This window comes from Blautia sp. AF26-2, from assembly GCF_003460955.1.
GTDB lineage: Bacteria > Bacillota > Clostridia > Lachnospirales > Lachnospiraceae > Fusicatenibacter > Fusicatenibacter saccharivorans.
Map to the genome: position 1 here is coordinate 80,471 of NZ_QTWD01000004.1, position 15,566 is coordinate 96,036.

The 15,566-nt window shown below is 49.2% G+C and carries 16 protein-coding genes; 1 reads left to right on the forward strand and 15 read right to left on the reverse strand.

Annotated elements, in window-relative coordinates; genetic code table 11:
• The first annotated feature begins 169 nt into the window (after positions 1 to 169).
• Positions 170 to 961, forward strand: a complete 792-nt coding sequence (locus tag DWY63_RS06765) for a DUF975 family protein (RefSeq protein WP_117801691.1) — start codon at positions 170 to 172, stop codon at positions 959 to 961.
• 74 nt (positions 962 to 1,035) lie between these two features.
• Here DWY63_RS06765 and DWY63_RS06770 read toward each other — a convergent pair whose 3' ends face one another.
• The 15 genes from DWY63_RS06770 to DWY63_RS06840 all read right to left on the reverse strand — a co-directional run bounded on the left by DWY63_RS06770 (position 1,036) and on the right by DWY63_RS06840 (position 15,534).
• Entirely contained in the window at positions 1,036 to 1,521 is a 486-nt protein-coding gene (locus tag DWY63_RS06770) for a cytidylate kinase-like family protein (RefSeq protein WP_022461910.1), read from the reverse strand.
• 137 nt (positions 1,522 to 1,658) lie between these two features.
• Positions 1,659 to 2,306: a YczE/YyaS/YitT family protein gene (locus DWY63_RS06775; RefSeq protein ID WP_117509208.1), complete on the reverse strand. Its 648-nt coding sequence runs from the start codon at positions 2,304 to 2,306 to the stop codon at positions 1,659 to 1,661.
• An 85-nt stretch (positions 2,307 to 2,391) separates the two neighbouring features.
• On the reverse strand, positions 2,392 to 3,567 hold the full coding sequence (gene fliB, locus DWY63_RS06780; RefSeq protein WP_055265399.1) for a flagellin lysine-N-methylase: 1,176 nt from the start codon (positions 3,565 to 3,567) through the stop codon (positions 2,392 to 2,394).
• On the reverse strand, positions 3,564 to 4,889 hold the full coding sequence (larC, locus tag DWY63_RS06785; protein ID WP_117801692.1) for a nickel pincer cofactor biosynthesis protein LarC: 1,326 nt from the start codon (positions 4,887 to 4,889) through the stop codon (positions 3,564 to 3,566). Before larC ends, fliB begins: the two co-directional genes overlap by 4 nt.
• On the reverse strand, positions 4,882 to 5,634 hold the full coding sequence (larB, locus tag DWY63_RS06790) for a nickel pincer cofactor biosynthesis protein LarB (protein ID WP_055219567.1): 753 nt from the start codon (positions 5,632 to 5,634) through the stop codon (positions 4,882 to 4,884). Before larB ends, larC begins: the two co-directional genes overlap by 8 nt.
• A 315-nt stretch (positions 5,635 to 5,949) precedes the next feature.
• Complete coding sequence (locus tag DWY63_RS06795; protein ID WP_022461179.1) at positions 5,950 to 6,270, reverse strand: hypothetical protein; 321 nt, start codon at positions 6,268 to 6,270, stop codon at positions 5,950 to 5,952.
• A gap of 144 nt (positions 6,271 to 6,414) precedes the next feature.
• On the reverse strand, positions 6,415 to 6,978 hold the full coding sequence (locus DWY63_RS06800) for a Fe-S-containing hydro-lyase (RefSeq protein ID WP_117801693.1): 564 nt from the start codon (positions 6,976 to 6,978) through the stop codon (positions 6,415 to 6,417).
• Positions 6,979 to 6,980: 2 nt separating this feature from the next.
• On the reverse strand, positions 6,981 to 7,823 hold the full coding sequence (locus tag DWY63_RS06805; protein WP_022461177.1) for a fumarate hydratase: 843 nt from the start codon (positions 7,821 to 7,823) through the stop codon (positions 6,981 to 6,983).
• A gap of 126 nt (positions 7,824 to 7,949) precedes the next feature.
• Positions 7,950 to 9,560, reverse strand: a complete 1,611-nt coding sequence (locus DWY63_RS06810; RefSeq protein WP_117801694.1) for an FAD-binding protein — start codon at positions 9,558 to 9,560, stop codon at positions 7,950 to 7,952.
• Positions 9,561 to 9,574: 14 nt separating this feature from the next.
• A complete protein-coding gene (locus tag DWY63_RS06815; RefSeq protein WP_055265389.1) occupies positions 9,575 to 10,249 on the reverse strand; it encodes a 2Fe-2S iron-sulfur cluster binding domain-containing protein in 675 nt (224 codons plus the stop codon).
• A gap of 16 nt (positions 10,250 to 10,265) precedes the next feature.
• Complete coding sequence (locus DWY63_RS06820) at positions 10,266 to 11,120, reverse strand: FAD/NAD(P)-binding protein (protein WP_117801695.1); 855 nt, start codon at positions 11,118 to 11,120, stop codon at positions 10,266 to 10,268.
• Positions 11,121 to 12,146, reverse strand: coding sequence for a 4Fe-4S dicluster domain-containing protein (locus DWY63_RS06825; RefSeq protein ID WP_117801696.1), 1,026 nt, complete (start codon positions 12,144 to 12,146; stop codon positions 11,121 to 11,123).
• A 3-nt stretch (positions 12,147 to 12,149) separates the two neighbouring features.
• Entirely contained in the window at positions 12,150 to 13,118 is a 969-nt protein-coding gene (locus tag DWY63_RS06830) for a 4Fe-4S dicluster domain-containing protein (RefSeq protein WP_117801697.1), read from the reverse strand.
• Entirely contained in the window at positions 13,103 to 13,555 is a 453-nt protein-coding gene (locus DWY63_RS06835; protein WP_117801698.1) for a hydrogenase iron-sulfur subunit, read from the reverse strand. The genes DWY63_RS06830 and DWY63_RS06835 overlap by 16 nt, the downstream gene beginning before the upstream one ends.
• Entirely contained in the window at positions 13,546 to 15,534 is a 1,989-nt protein-coding gene (locus DWY63_RS06840; RefSeq protein ID WP_055265381.1) for a CoB--CoM heterodisulfide reductase iron-sulfur subunit A family protein, read from the reverse strand. Before DWY63_RS06840 ends, DWY63_RS06835 begins: the two co-directional genes overlap by 10 nt.
• Positions 15,535 to 15,566 lie beyond the last annotated feature (32 nt).

The window sequence follows — 15,566 nt, forward strand, 5'->3', positions numbered from 1 at the left end:
CACAAGTAAAATCTTTATTTAAGAATGCACATTTCCACTTTAATCTTTCTGCCAATTTCTTAAACTTTCCTTAAGCTGTCTTGATATTTCACCTGCCCCATGGTAAGATAATCGTGACTTAGCAGAATTATCTGCTGTTTACACTTACATTAAGAGGGAGGTCTTTTTTATGTGGACTCGAGAGGAACTGAAAACCCGCGGAAAAGCCGCATTTTTACGCAATTACTGGATCTGTGTGGTAGCCGCCCTGATTCTGACTCTGCTGGTCGGAAGCGGTACTTCTAATTCTGGAAATTCCAACAATGACAGCAATCAGACTAACTCGGTCGGTATATCTGGATTTACGATTTCTTCCGATAACTTCAATGTGGAATCCTTTGCAGAAAGATTCACCCCGCTTGGACCGGTTAAATTTGTTTTTACTGTCTTCAGCGGCATTGTACTTCTTGTCATTGGTCTTGCCTTTATTCTGATCCGTATTTTTGTTCTTGCACCATTTGAGGTAGGAGGCTCGAGGTTTTTCATTGAAAACTCGATGGAAAAAGCGGGACTTGGCAACATACTGTTCGGATTCCAGAACGGCTACTATGGAAAAACTGTGTGGACTCTGTTTTTAAAAAATCTTTATATATTCCTCTGGTCGCTGCTTCTTCTGATTCCTGGAATTGTGAAAGCTTATGAATACCACATGGTTCCTTATCTTCTCGCCGACTACCCGGAACTTTCGACCGAAGAAGCATTCCGCATCAGCCGTGAAATGATGAACGGTGAAAAGATGAATACATTTATTCTTGATCTCTCCTTTATCGGATGGTATATTCTTTCCGGAATCACCTGCAATCTTGTCGGTATTTTCTATCTGTATCCGTACAAATATGCAACCGATGCCGAACTGTTCCTGGTTCTGAAACAGAATTACTTCTCCAGCCGAAGTTATGGCAATACGTATCAGGCTTACTAAACCGCACAAAAAATCAGGTGCTTCTCTTTTTCGGGAAGCACCTGATTTTTTATGTATTTCTTTTTAAATATCTCTTAGATATAATCTTTCATTTCAAAATACCGCATCAGAATATCGGCACAGTTCTCGATGCCAAGATCCGAGGTATTCAGGATCATATGGTAGTTATTGACATCGCCCCATGTCTTTCCGGTATTTTTATAATAATACTCGGCACGCTGCTTGTCTGTCTCTTCCAGCATCACCTCAGCCGCCTCTCTTGTCAGGGAAAACAGCTTCATGATACGTTTGATCCGGTCCTCTTTGTCCGCGCAGACATAAATATTGATGACGTTGCTTTTATCTTTCAGAAACTCCGAAGCACACCGTCCAATGATAATACACGGCTGTTTCGCCAGCTCGCGGATCGCATCCGCCTCAGATTCAAAGGCATTTTCACGCATGCCGTGCTCTACATCGTCCTTATCATATACCGGGATATGCAGTCTCTCGGAAAGTTCTTTCGCAATAATACTCGCCCCAGTACCAAACCGGCGGCTCATCGTAATAACTAAGTTCATTTGCCACTTCCTCCTTCGCACTTCTCATAACGCAAACAAACGCCTTATGACAAATCAAAAAATTTTTCTTTCGCTGTCTTTTATTATAACAAACCCCCACCGAAAACTCAAGGTTTTTCGACAGGGGCATGGATCACTCAGGCGATGGTGATTTCTTCTATTTTCTTTTTTGCGAAATGATTGAATGCCGCGATGACTCTTCCTGTGCAGACCATGGCTATAACAGTGCCGATTCCGATTCCTACCGGGCGGCCGGCATCGATGAGGCCGATCGCAAGGGAAATGACGATGGCGGAGAAATCAAAAAGATTTTTTCCGAAACCCATGTTCTTTCCGCAGCGCTCGCCGAGAACTCTTGCCAGGCCGTCGGCCGGGTTTGGGACGATGTTGACGTCTACGGTCACAGCGGCGCCGATTCCCGTAAGAATGATGGCAAGGACAAGAACGAGAAGCCGCATTCCCATCTGGTCAGGTGCCGGGAAAATCCGGTCGAAGATGGTGATAAAGGCGCTCGTCAGGTAACTTGCGGCAACCTGCAGAAGCTGGAACGGCGGGAATTTTCCTTTCAGCAGTACGATCTGTAATACGATGAAGATCAAATACGCCACGAAGACGGCGGTTCCTGTTTCATAGCCGAAGATCTGTGCCACGGCGTACGGCATGGAGATGATGGGCGATACGCCGAGGTTCGTCTTCGTATTCAGTGTGATACCGAGTGCCAGCACCATAATTCCAATCAGATAAAGCGCAATGCGCAGAATCCATTTCTTTTGTTTTTCCTGCATAATTTTCCCTCTTTTCTTTCTGTAACAACGCTTCTATCTTAACACACATCAGGGAAAATGTGCAGTAAGTCTATCGGATGCAGGATTACTCCTCCTCCAGCACACAGCCTTCTGGTGCATAAGTTTCAAAAAGCCAGTCCTCAAGCGCATTCAGATTATCATCGGAATGCTCGACCTCACGCGCATAGCGCCAGGAAAGCTCCTCGATGTCGTGCATGGAAAGCGTTTTTCCATTTTCCAGCCACCGTGCAACCAGGATTTCCTGAATCCAACGGACAGAGAACAGCGCGAGTTCCATTTTGGAACAGACCATATCGTCGTAGACGGCGCCGCAAAAATAGGTGTAGACGAAAAACATCAGAAGCTGCTCACCGATGTTTTCCCACTCTGCACGGCGTTCACCTGCAGCGCCCCAGGTGCGATGGAATTCTTCACAGATGGCCTGATAAGCGGTTTCTCCGTTCTGATACAGCGCTTTTTCTGTGCCGTCAAGCACAGTATCCCATTCCGGACGAAGACGCTCGAGACCGCGGAGAACGGCAAGTTCCTTCACCTGGCGGTCATATGCATGAAAGGATGCAGCATCCACACCTTTTTCCGCAAGGCTCTCCGCCACGCACTCGCTTAAGGTTCCCTCTTCCAGATGCTTTTCATACTTCCGAAGCAGGTCATCGATATCATACTCCCGCTGCTCCTCCATACAGATCTGATACTGTTCTGCGAGCTGCTCTGCCGCCGTCATGCGCTCCTGCAGCGGCAGTTCGCGGTTCTGCAGAATCCGGAACAAAACATCTCTCGTGTCTTCCAGCTGGGAGAACATCATGAAGTCAAACTCTTCAAAATCATCCTCCTCGTCGGTCTCCTCCTCCAGAAAGCGCACCGGCTCTTTGCAGGACAGGATAATCCGTGCAGCTTCCGGGCAGGAAAGGGACAGGGATAATTCACGCAGACCCTCATACTCCTCCGTATGGCGCGGGTAAAGGCGGCAGGTGTCGCATAAGGAATCCGGCCCCAGTTCCTTGTAAAGATCGCAGAGATTTTCATCATTCAGAAAGGCACAGCGGCGGTTGTTCTGGTAAAAACACTCTTCCTCCCAGTCGATCGAATTGCGCAGGCGCTTTCCAAACTCACTCTTCTCATTTCCATACCGCTCCAGGGAATCCTCGTCGATCACGATCTGCCAGCCGGCACAGCACGTATCCGGGCAGTCTCCGGCGGTGCATACAAACTGGTCGTAAAAATGTGGTTTTAAATATCTCATGCTTTTTTGTTTCCTTCTTTATATTTCTGTACGATCCACGCACCAGCCTCGCCGACCGGCATGCCGCTTTTTTCTGCAATTACTGCGGCACTCTCGTACTCTGGGTAAATTTTTTCGATCTCGCCGTGGCGGCAGATCTTGACTGCCGCATGGCCGTACTCGGTTGCGATTGTCGCAAACTCGCGTTTCATCACGGTGCGCTCCATCCGGCAGCGGCGGATGCCGATTGTGGTGGTCTCGGCGAATATGATATTTTCCAACGTCTCCCGCGTTGTATCATCACAGATTACATCCAGCTGGTAAGCCGGGCGGTTTTTCTTCATATAGACCGGGATGTAATGGACATCTCTTGCGCCTGATCGCAGCAGTTTTCCCATGCAGTAGCCGAGCGCCTCGCCGGTGCAGTCATCAATGTTGCACTCCAGCTTCCAGATCGTATCTTTCTCGTCGTTTTCTTCTGTTTCGAGCATCATCGCACGCAGCAGTGACGGGCGCTCATACGTCCGTTTTCCGGCGCCAAGACCTGTTCTGGTACATTTGAAGGATGCCGGCAGTGTCTCTTTGGTACGGATTGCCGCAACAATGGCTGCTCCGGTCGGTGTGACCAGTTCACCCTGGATTCCGGTCGGAACGAGGGTCAGGCCATGTGCCTGTACGATATTTAAAACAGCCGGTACCGGAACCGGGATCATGCCGTGCTGGCATCTGACAAAGCCGCTTCCCTCGCTGAGACCCGTCACGATGACTTCATCCGGCGCCAGGTTATCCAGGCAGACAGCGGCAGACACAATATCCACGATGGAATCGACAGCTCCCACCTCATGGAAATGCACCTGATCAAGCGGCACGCCATGGGCTTTTGCTTCCGCTTCGGCAAGAATCTGGAAAATCCGCTCCGCCAGCGCTCTTGCTCCCGGTGTCAGACCGCCGCTGCGGATAATCGCAAGAATCTCCGGCAGCCCGCGGTGCTCATGATGGTGATGATGCTCCCCTGTGTGATCGTGGTCATGGCTGTGCGCATGCTCGTGGTCATGATGATGCTCGTGATCATGTGGATGGTCATGCACTTCCGCCCCATCCCCGTGCAGATACGCCATATCGTGATCATGGTTCTCATGCTCTGCATCCAGAATCACATTGAAATCGCAGGCATCCAGCCCCGACTTTTTCACTCTTGTAATCGCAATTTCGTATCCCGGCAGTTTCAGGCTTTCCAGTGATTTCTCCAGTACTTCCCGGTCTGCTCCCAGGTCGAGCAGCGCTGCAACGGTCATATCTCCGCTGATTCCGCTCCCGCACTCCAGATATAAACTTTTACTCATCTTGATGTACTCCCATTCTGTTAATCTGTGTTGCAATATATCCGGCTCCATAGCCGTTGTCGATATTCACGACGGCAATTCCGTTCGCGCAGGAATTGATCATCGTAAGCAGCGCCGAAAGACCGTTCATGCTGGCCCCGTAGCCAACGGATGTCGGAACAGCAATCACCGGCTTGTCCACCAAGCCGCCGAGCACGCTCGCCAGCGCCCCCTCCATTCCGGCAACGGCTACAACGCAGTTGGCGCTCTGAATCGTATCGAGACGCGACAGCAGGCGGTGGATACCGCTCACACCGACATCGTAGATACGCTCAACGTTTGCACCGAAGTATTCTGCGGTCTGCGCCGCCTCCTCGGCAACGGAAATATCCGCAGTTCCAGCCGTACAGACCGCAATTTTTCCGATCCGCTTCTTGTCTTTCTTTTCTATTTTTAAAATATGGGACAGCGGATCATACACCACTTCCGGAAACTTTTCGCGGATCAGCTCATACTGATGCTCACTGGCTCTCGTTCCGAAAACCTCTCCGTCCTGCTCATACAGGCGCGTAAAAATCTTCAGCAGATGTTCATCCGCCTTCCGTGCACAGAAAATGACCTCCGCAAATCCGCTCCGGATTTCACGGTGCGTATCCAGCTTCGCATATCCCATCTCCTCGAACGGCTCTTTTTTGAAATATTTCTCTGCCTCCTCGATCGAGATTTCGTTGTTTTTTACTTTTTCTAATACCTCTCTTGCCTCCAAAGCATTCACCTCGTTTTCGTTTTTTCCTTTTTTTCACACCCAAATACGATACAACATAAAAAGAAAGCCGAAACCTCTGCTTTATCAGAACCTTCTCTTTTCTGACACCGCAAATCTCCAGCTTTCTTTATTTTAAACTATGAAGTGCACTTTAAGTCAAGCAGATTCTATACACAAGTATACCCTGCTTTCTGCGTTCCCGCAATGTTTTCTTTTCGCAGTGTGAGTCATCGTATAGAAATAAGAATCCCCGCCGATGCCGCATCAAATGCCGCACCGCCGGGGATTCTGTAAGTTTAACTGTATTCCGCTGTCTTATTTCTCTGCTTCTCTTTTCTTATCCAGTTTTACATTGCGGAAGTACAGCACCATATCTACCGTGATCTCTGCAATGTTCAGGAAATAGAAAGCCCATGCAAGGAAAAAGATCCAGTCTTTGTCCGGGTTGTTCATATAGCTGATAAATTTGTTGGCAATACCGAAAATATATCCGATCCAGATGAACACCTCAAAGTAAAGGCTCTTTCCTTTTGCTGTTCTTGAAGTCCAGGATTTATAAATGGACAGCGGCCAGGACAGGCCAAAGCACAGGATCATCAGTGCTTCCAGTAAGTGGCTTATCATTTCTACAGTCATGTTTTTCTTCCTCTTTCATTTCTTTTTCTGCCGAAAGTCGCTTGCAAGTGTTAATGCCCTGATGTCTTTTCAGCTTGAGACCTGTCTGAAATAATCAGATGGGTCTATGGTCTCTCTTGTATTTCGTCGTTACAAATGTAACCTTTAGTCTTCTTTATGCGCTTCTAAGTATTCTTTTCTTCCCATCTCATACAGGTTATTTCCCTCACAGTCGATGATAACGAAAAGCGGCATATCCTCTACTTCCAGACGGCGAAGTGCCTCTGCACCGAGATCTTCGTATGCGATCAGCTCTGCTTTTTTGATGCATTTTGCAAGCAGTGCGCCGGCTCCGCCGATGGCTCCGAAGTATACGCCATGATATTTCTTCATGGCTTCTACAACTTCCGGAAGACGTGCGCCCTTACCGATCATTCCTCTTGCGCCTACGGACATCATGGTCGGAGCATACGCATCCATACGGCCGCTGGTGGTAGGACCTGCAGATCCGATGACCTGGCCTGGTTTTGCAGGGGTCGGTCCTACGTAGTAAATCGTAGCGTCTGTCGGATCAAACGGGATTTTTTCTCCTCTTGCGAGCGCTTCACACATTCTCTTGTGGCCTGCGTCACGGGAGGTATAGATGGTTCCGGAAAGATATACGGTATCTCCGGCATGCAGTGTTTTTGCCAGTTCTTCTGTTAAAGGCAGCTGAATATGTTTTTCCATGATCAGATCACCTCCGTTTTATGACGGGTAACATGGCAGTTGATGTTAACTGCACACGGCATTCCCGCAATATGAGTCGGCATTGTCTCGATGTTGAGGCCGATGGCTGTGGTTTTTCCGCCGAAGCCCTGCGGTCCGATGCCGAGTTTGTTGACTTTCTCCAGCATTTCTTTTTCCAGATCTGCGTAGAACGGATCCGGGTTCTCGGAATCGATCGGGCGCATCAGTGCTTTTTTCGCAAGCAGTGCACATTTATCGAAGGTTCCGCCGATACCAACGCCGACTACCATAGGCGGGCATGGGTTCGGGCCTGCTGTCTCAACAACTTCCAGGATGAAATCCTTGATTCCCTGAAGACCTGCGGACGGTTTGAACATACGGATCATACTCATATTTTCGCTTCCGAAGCCTTTCGGGCCTACGGTAACTTTGATCTGCTCGCCAGGAACGATCTCGGTGTAGAGCATAGCCGGTGTATTGTCGCCGGTGTTTCCTCTTCTGACCGGATCTTTGACAACGGATTTTCTTAAGTATCCTTTGTCATATCCTCTTCTGACACCTTCGTTGACTGCCTCTGCAAGATCCCCTCCTGCAATGTGCACATCCTGTCCGATTTCCAGGAAAACACATGCCATTCCGGTATCCTGGCAGATCGGCACGTTCTGTGCGTCTGCGATCTCATAGTTTTCTACGATTTTGTCCAGAACACCTTTTGCAATCTCGCCATCCTCGCAGGCACGGCAGCCTGTGATGGCACATTTTACGTCTTCCGGAAGATGGTAGTTTGCTTCGATACAAAGTTTCTCTACCACATCCGTAATGGTACTAGCCTGAATTTCACGCATGGGATTCTCCACCTTTCTTTCCTTGCTATTTTATCATACCGATCATCCAATGGATTTTCAGCACGGAAAGCGTGTCCAGGGACAGTATTTCTGCCCCGGGCCACGCTTTTTCGCGGTTACTGCATTTTACAGGTGTCTTTTACCTGCATAATCCGGCAGAAGCTGCGGAGATACCATACCGGTGTCGATGCCTGCCTCTTTTAAGGTCTCGGCATATTTCTCCACATGATCCAGATTCATCTTTCCAAGTGTTACGTCTTTTGCTTTGGCTGCTGCAGCTTTTCCTGCATCACGGCCAAATACGATAACGTCCAGCAGAGAGTTACCCATCAGACGGTTTCTTCCGTGGATTCCTCCAACTGCCTCACCTGCTACAAGCAGGTTGTTTACCGTATTGGTGAAGCCTTCGCCGTTGATTTCCAGACCGCCGTTCTGATAATGCAGGGTCGGATAAACCAGAATCGGCTCTTTTCTCATATCGATACCATACTGCATGAACATACGGAACATAGCCGGAATTCTCTTCTCAATGGTGCCTTCTCCGTGGATCAGCTCGATCATAGGAGTATCCAGCCATACAGCCTTGCCCTGTGGAGTCTCAACGCCCTCGTTGCGGTCGTCGGAGCACTCGCGGATGATGCTTGCTGCAGATACATCACGGGTTTCCAGCGGATGCATGAATGCTTCGCCGTCTACGTTTACGAGCATTGCGCCCAGAGAACGTACTTTCTCGGTTACCAGAGCACCGAAGATCTGAGCCGGGTAAGCAGCTCCGGTCGGATGGTACTGAATGGTATCCTGATACAGAAGCGGAGCGCCTGCACGGTATCCAAGGATCAGACCGTCAGCGGTTGCACCGTAATGGTTGGATGTCGGGAAGTTGTTGTAGTGAAGACGTCCCGCACCACCGGTTGCGATGATAACGGTTTTTGCCTTTGCTACCTGGTACTCGCCAGTCTCCATGTTCTGGAGAACAGCACCTGCAACCTGTCCCTTATCGTCTTTGATCAGTTCTACTGCGGAAGAGAACTCGATTACCGGAATACCGCGGTTGATGACTTCATCACGCAGTGTTCTCATGATCTCTGCTCCAGAGTAGTCACGACATGCATGCATACGTTTTCTGGAAGTTCCGCCGCCGTGCGTAGTTACCATACGGCCGTTCTCATCTTTATCGAACATAACGCCGAGGTTTTCCAGCCAGGAGATTGCATCCGGAGCTTCCATTACGAGCTTGCGGAGCAGTTCCGGTCTTGCAGCAAAGTGTCCGCCGCCGAACGCATCGAGATAATGCTGTGCCGGGGAATCGTTTTCTTTGTCCGCTGCCTGGATTCCACCTTCTGCCATCATGGTGTTTGCATCACCAATTCTCAGTTTGGTGGTAATCATAACGTTTGCGCCAGCCTCGTGAGCCTCGATAGCTGCAGAAGAACCTGCTCCACCGGCACCGATAACCAGTACATCTACGTCATAATCTACTTTGTCAAGGTCGATGTCAACACCGAGGATACGGCTGTTGGACTCCAGCAGATAGCCGAGCTCTGTCGGAACTTTCTCGCCTTTGTTCGGACCGACTTTCAGGGTGATGAAGCCTTCCTCTTTATAGTCCGGATGATATGCTGCAAGAAGGGCATCTTTCTCATCCGCTGTCATTCTTCTTGGCTCTGTTGCCATTCTCTGGGCTCTGGTAGCTTCTACCTTTTTAATAGAGTCCTGCATATTGGCCAGTGTATACATTCGAAATTCCCTCCTTATTTCTCGATCTCACGGTTGTTGTAAAGTTCCTGCATTTCTTCGATCGGTTTCTGCATAACCTGCTCGATCAGATCATCGAATTTTCCTTCTTTGATCTCTGCTACACGGTTCTTTACATGTTCAGACTTCGGAGCAATGTATTTTCCGTTCAGACGTCTTGCCAGTTCTCCTACCATCGGATGGGAGATACCAGCCGGACAGCGGGATGCACAGATTCCGCAGCCGATGCAGTCGAAGGACTCTTCTGCACATTTCTTGAAGTCGCCTCTCTGTGCATATGCAATATACTGCATAACGTTCAGGCTCTGCGGACATCCTTTGGTACATGCATTACATCCAACGCAGCTGTAGATTTCCGGATACAGATCCATCATGACTCTCTGCTCTGCGCTGATCTCTTCAATATCGTAGGTTCTCTTGTCGATCGGATAGAACGGAAGGCTTGCGATATACATGCCGTCTTCTACCTGTGTCTGACATGCCAGACAGGTTTTCAGTTCATTTTTTCCTTTGATTCTGTAGATGGTCGCACATGCACCGCAGAATCCGTGACGGCATCCGCATCCGCGTTTTAACTGATATCCGGCGTACTCCATAGCGGTCATGATGGTCAGATCGCCAGGTACGGAATACTTTTTGCCGTAAACGTAAATATTTACCATTTCCTGCATTTTCTTCAACCTCCGTTTAATATTCGTTCGGTAATTCGTCAATCTCGTCGCAGCGGAAAACCGGGCCGTCTTTGCAGACGTATTTGTCTCCGATGTTGCAGCGGCCGCATTTTCCGATACCGCATTTCATACGAAGCTCCAAAGTGGTGTAAACCTGTGTTTTCTCATAGCCCAGCTCCTGAAGTCCCTGAAGAACAAATTTGATCATGATCGGCGGTCCGCAGATCAGAGCTGTTTTGTCAACGGACATGTTCAGTTCTTTTACATAGTTCGGAACGAATCCTACATGGCCGTCCCAGCCTTCCTGTTCACGGTCAATCGTCAGGTGTACGTTGACATCTTTTGCTTTTGCCCATACTTCCTGGATCTCTTTTAACTGTACCAGATCGTCTTTGGAACGGGAACCGTAAACGATATCTACTTTTCCATAATTGTCACGGTTGTCCAGTACGTAGTTAATGACGGAACGCAGCGGTGCAAGACCGATACCTCCGGCGATGAACAGCAGGTCCTGTCCTTTTAATACAGTTTCTACCGGAAAATGATTTCCGTACGGTCCACGAACCAGGATTTCATCTCCTACGGACATGTTGTGAAGATAATTCGTTAAAGTACCGCACTCCTTGATGGAGAACTCCTGGTACTCTTTGTTTGTCGGGGAAGAGGTAATGGAAAACAGTGCCTCTCCGACACCCGGTACACAGAGCATTGCGCACTGGCCAGGCATATGTTCAAACAGCTTGGTGCCGTCCGGACGAACGATACGGAATGTTTTTACGTCCGGTGTTTCGCGGCGGATATCTGTGATGATACCGACCTGCGGCAGCAAAGCGTTTTTCTTTTCTTCGCTTCCACAACTACAATTGCACATTTACTTGGTACCTCCCATGCGTTTGATTACTTTGACAATGTTCAGCGACTGCGGGCATTTCTCTACGCAGCGTCCACATCCGACGCAGGAATACATTCCGTCGTTGTTGTCCGGGAAGTATACCAGTTTGTGCATGAAACGCTGACGGAAACGCTGCAGCTGTGTGGTACGGTTGTTTCCTGCTGCCATCATGGTGAAATCAGAGTACATGCAGGAATCCCAGCAGCGGTAACGCTGTACACCGTTTCCGGTGTTAAAGTCTTTGATATCGTAGCACTGGCAGGTCGGACAGGAGAACGTACAGGTTCCGCAGCCTAAGCAGGCATCGGAAAGTTCTTTCCACTTCGGATCATCGAAACGCTCTTTTGTCTTGCCTACGCCCCATCCCTCGAGGGAAAGGTTGCTGTTTGGCATCTTGTCGATCAGGGTACGGATTGCTTCTTTCTCAGCCTCTACTTCTTTGGTAAGATCCTGCTCGGTCAGGTAAGCTTTTACAAGCTCGGTCAGTTTCTGGCCTTTTTCGGTTTTTGCTTCCCATGCATAACCGTCAGCTACCTGCCACATAGCAACATCTGCTGCCGGTTCTGCAGCATCGATGCCGAAGGTTTTACAGAAGCAGCTGTCTTCCGGCTCATGACAAGCCAGGGAAACAACGATGCCGTGCTCTCTTCTTGCTGCATAGTAAACGTCTGCAGGCTCGCTTAAGAAAACGCGGTCCAGAACATCGAACGCTCTGACATCGCACGGACGAACGCCGAAGATAGCAAACGGTGCGTCTTTTAATGCAGCCGGTTCAATGCTGGTTTTATTTGCCTTCTGATAGCAGGAGTAAAGAATTTCACTCTGCGGGAAAAAGGCATCTTTCGGGGATTTTACGGTTTTTAAGGTATCGAGATCCACGTCTGCGTCCTCGGTCCAGAAACCGAAATTGGTAATTCCATTGTTTTGTACCGGAAGGAAAAGATCCATCTCCTTTGCAACAGCGGCAAGGAGCTCCGGCATTTTTTCTCTGCTAATCTGATACATCCCTTAACCCCTTTCCTTAACGATACTTGGCTCTACATCTTCCTGTGTGAAGTTGGTGAGCGGTGCACGGCTGTCGGTATCGGCGCCTGCCTGATACTCTCCGTAGAACTCGTCGATATCTTTGATGAATTTACGGTTCAGCAGGTGCAGCGGAATGTGCTGCGGACATACACGGGAACACTCGCCACAGTCGGTGCAGCGTCCGGCAACGTGGAATGCACGGATAATGTGGAACATCTGCTCTTCAAATGTAGTCGTATTTGCTTTCTGTGCGGTATCGTAACGGTCATTATCGAAGACACATTTGATACAGCTGCAGGCCGGACATACGTTACGGCATGCATTACAGCGGATACAGCGGGACAGTTCGTTCTGCCAGAATGCGAAACGCTCTTCCGGAGCCATTGCCTCGAGCTTCTCAACCAGTTCAAAACGGCCTTCTTTTGCCGGCTTCTCTTCGTCGCAGTTCTCTGCCAGCTCGTCGTAGGCAACGTGTTTTCCGCCCTTGCAGGCTTTGCATCTTTCCAGGATAACATCCTCTCTTACGAGCTCTTTGTCGCCGTAAACAGTTGCCACTTTGATGGTATCGCCGTCTTCTGTTACAGCGGTAATACCCTTGCATCCTGCTTCACGGATCTTTTCGATATCGAGTTTTCCATCGCAGCCGATGCCGACGATGTAGGTTTTCTCGCGATCCACACGATGCTCTTTGATTAACTGATTAAAGCTGTAAGTATCACACGGTTTTAAGAAAACGAGTGTTTTTCCTTCTTCTTTCGATGCTTTAATCATGTATTTGCTAAGATTTGCGCCGCAGAATCCGTCGTAGGTAAACTCGGAAAGGCTCTCGGCAGTCTCGAAGAATGCAGGCTCTGCACTGAAATCAGTGTCACCTTTTCTCCAGCCAAGAACACGGACTACGGTACCGTCAGACAGAAGCTCTTTTGCGCGGGATACTAATTTTTCTTGCATCGTAAATCCTCCAATCTGACATTCTTACCAAGGCTTGTAACCTGCTCGATGAACTCGTTCATGGTCTGGGAGAATTTCACACCTTCTGCGGCGGATACCCATTCCACACGGGTACGTCCGTTCTCAATGCCCATGTAATCCAGCATGGAGAACAGCAGAGTCATACGTCTTCTTGCATAATAGTTTCCTGTGCTGTAATGGCAGTCTCCCGGATGGCATCCGCAGAGGATGACTCCGTCAGCGCCCTTCTGGAATGCTCTTAAGATGAAGAGCGGATTGACACGGCAGGAACATGGAACACGGATGATCTTTACGTCTGCCGGATAGGAAAGACGGCTGGAACCTGCCAGGTCTGCTCCTGCGTAGGAGCACCAGTTGCAGCAGAATGCCACGATGACTGGCTTAAATTCTTTGTTTTCGTTGTTATCTATCGGCATATTGCATCTACCTCCGCGAGAATTTGTCTATTGGAGAATCCTTTCAGGTCCATAGCGCCGGACGGACATGCAACGGTACATGCACCGCATCCATGGCAAAGTGCGCCGTTAACGACTGCCACATGTCTGGTTTCACGGATTCCATGGTCGTTGACCTGACGGTCTTCGTAGGAAATTGCGCCGTATGGGCAGACTTTTTCACAGGATGCACATCCATTACAGAACAGCGGATTGGATTCTGCTGTACACGGGTTGGTGGTCAGTTTGTCTTTTGCCAGCAGTCCGACTACTTTGACAGCAGCAGCTCCTGCCTGTGCAACGGTCTCCGGGATATCTTTCGGTCCCTGACATACGCCGGAGAGGAAGACACCTGCGGTCGGGGACTCTACCGGACGCAGTTTTGCGTGTGCCTCAGTAAAGAAATCATTGGTATCCATACTTGCGGTCAGCATGGTAGCCAGTTTTCTTGCATCTTTGCTCGGCTCGATGGCAGTTGCAAGGACAACAAGGTCTGCTTCCATTTTGATCTGACGGTTGTCAAGCAGGTCGGAACCCTGTACCAGAAGACGTCCGTTCGGAGCCTCGGATACTTTTCCTACCTGGCCTTTGATGTAGTCTACATCGAACTCTTCTACCGCACGGCGATAGAACTCATCGAAGTTTTTACCCGGAGTACGAACATCAATGTAGAAAACATGTACGTTGACATCCGGATAATGGTCACGCACCAGCATAGCCTGTTTTGCGGTGTACATACAGCAGATCTTGGAGCAGTAGCTCTTTCCTCTGCAGGTCACGTCACGGGAACCGACACACTGGATAAACACGATATCCTTCGGATGCTCGCCGTTGGAAAGACGTACTACTTTACCGCCTGTCGGGCCGGCAGCATTCATCAGACGCTCCATCTCAAGGGAGGTAATTACGTCTTTGCTCTGGTTGTAATAATATTCGTCAAACTTGTCCAGACTGATGGTATCAAAACCAGTTGCCACAACGATTGCGCCGTACTCTCTGGTGATTACTTCATCTTTCTGGTCGTAGTTTACTGCACCTGCTGCACAGACTTTGGAGCAGATACCGCATTTTCCGGTTTTGAAGTGGATACAGTTTGCAGTATCAATAACCGGTACGTTCGGAACTGCCTGTGCGAACGGTGTGTAGATTGCAGTACGGTTGGACAGGCCTCTGTTGAACTCGCTCAGGTTCTTCTTGGAAGGACATTTCTCCTGACAGAGTCCGCATCCGGTACATTTGTCCATATCTACGTATCTTGCTTTCTTACGGATGTCTACTTTGAAATCACCGACGAATCCGCCAACGCTCTCTACCTCACTGTAGGTATAGATGTTAATCTTCTCATGCGCGTTTACCTCTCCCATACGAGGAGTCAGGATACAGGAAGAACAGTCGAGGGTCGGGAATGTCTTGTCAAGCTGTGACATTCTTCCGCCGATACTCGGGGTCTTCTCTACGATATCTACTTCATAGCCTGCATCTGCGATATCCAGTGCAGTCTGAATACCTGCGATACCGCCTCCGATCACCAGCGCACGTTTTACAACGCGGCTCTCGCCCGGGGTAAGCGGGGTATCCAGCATAACTTTAGCAACGGCTGCACGGGCCAGAATTACGGCCTTCTCGGTAGCCTCTTCCATGTCTTTATGAATCCAGGAACACTGCTCACGAATGTTTGCAATCTCCAGCTGATACGGGTTCAGACCCGCTTTTTCTGCTGCTTTGCGGAATGTTCCTTCATGCATACGCGGAGAGCAGGAACAGATCACAACGCCGGTCAGATGCTCGTTCTGAATGGCATCGATTACTTTCTGCTGACCCGTTTCGGAACACATATACTGATAATCCTCTGCATGTACAACACCCGGCTCTTTGCTGATGACGTCAACAACTTTTTTGACATCAACGGTAGCCGCAATATTTGTACCGCAGTGGCAGACAAATACTCCTATTCTTTGCACTTTTCTCTCACCTTTCTGTGGATGGGTTGTTT

Bases quoted from the DNA above. Each gene is read 5' to 3' on its own strand.
- DWY63_RS06775 (WP_117509208.1), bottom strand. From the start codon at position 2,306: ATGCAGGAAAAACAAAAGAAATGGATTCTGCGCATTGCGCTTTATCTG.
- DWY63_RS06800 (WP_117801693.1), bottom strand. From the start codon at position 6,978: ATGGAAAAACATATTCAGCTGCCTTTAACAGAAGAACTGGCAAAAACA.
- DWY63_RS06770 (WP_022461910.1), bottom strand. From the start codon at position 1,521: ATGAACTTAGTTATTACGATGAGCCGCCGGTTTGGTACTGGGGCGAGT.
- DWY63_RS06795 (WP_022461179.1), bottom strand. From the start codon at position 6,270: ATGACTGTAGAAATGATAAGCCACTTACTGGAAGCACTGATGATCCTG.
- fliB (WP_055265399.1), bottom strand. From the start codon at position 3,567: ATGAGATATTTAAAACCACATTTTTACGACCAGTTTGTATGCACCGCC.
- DWY63_RS06820 (WP_117801695.1), bottom strand. From the start codon at position 11,120: ATGTGCAATTGTAGTTGTGGAAGCGAAGAAAAGAAAAACGCTTTGCTG.
- DWY63_RS06835 (WP_117801698.1), bottom strand. From the start codon at position 13,555: ATGCCGATAGATAACAACGAAAACAAAGAATTTAAGCCAGTCATCGTG.
- DWY63_RS06810 (WP_117801694.1), bottom strand. From the start codon at position 9,560: ATGTATACACTGGCCAATATGCAGGACTCTATTAAAAAGGTAGAAGCT.
- DWY63_RS06825 (WP_117801696.1), bottom strand. From the start codon at position 12,146: ATGTATCAGATTAGCAGAGAAAAAATGCCGGAGCTCCTTGCCGCTGTT.
- larC (WP_117801692.1), bottom strand. From the start codon at position 4,889: ATGAGTAAAAGTTTATATCTGGAGTGCGGGAGCGGAATCAGCGGAGAT.
- DWY63_RS06830 (WP_117801697.1), bottom strand. From the start codon at position 13,118: ATGCAAGAAAAATTAGTATCCCGCGCAAAAGAGCTTCTGTCTGACGGT.
- DWY63_RS06805 (WP_022461177.1), bottom strand. From the start codon at position 7,823: ATGCGTGAAATTCAGGCTAGTACCATTACGGATGTGGTAGAGAAACTT.
- DWY63_RS06815 (WP_055265389.1), bottom strand. From the start codon at position 10,249: ATGCAGGAAATGGTAAATATTTACGTTTACGGCAAAAAGTATTCCGTA.
- DWY63_RS06765 (WP_117801691.1), top strand. From the start codon at position 170: ATGTGGACTCGAGAGGAACTGAAAACCCGCGGAAAAGCCGCATTTTTA.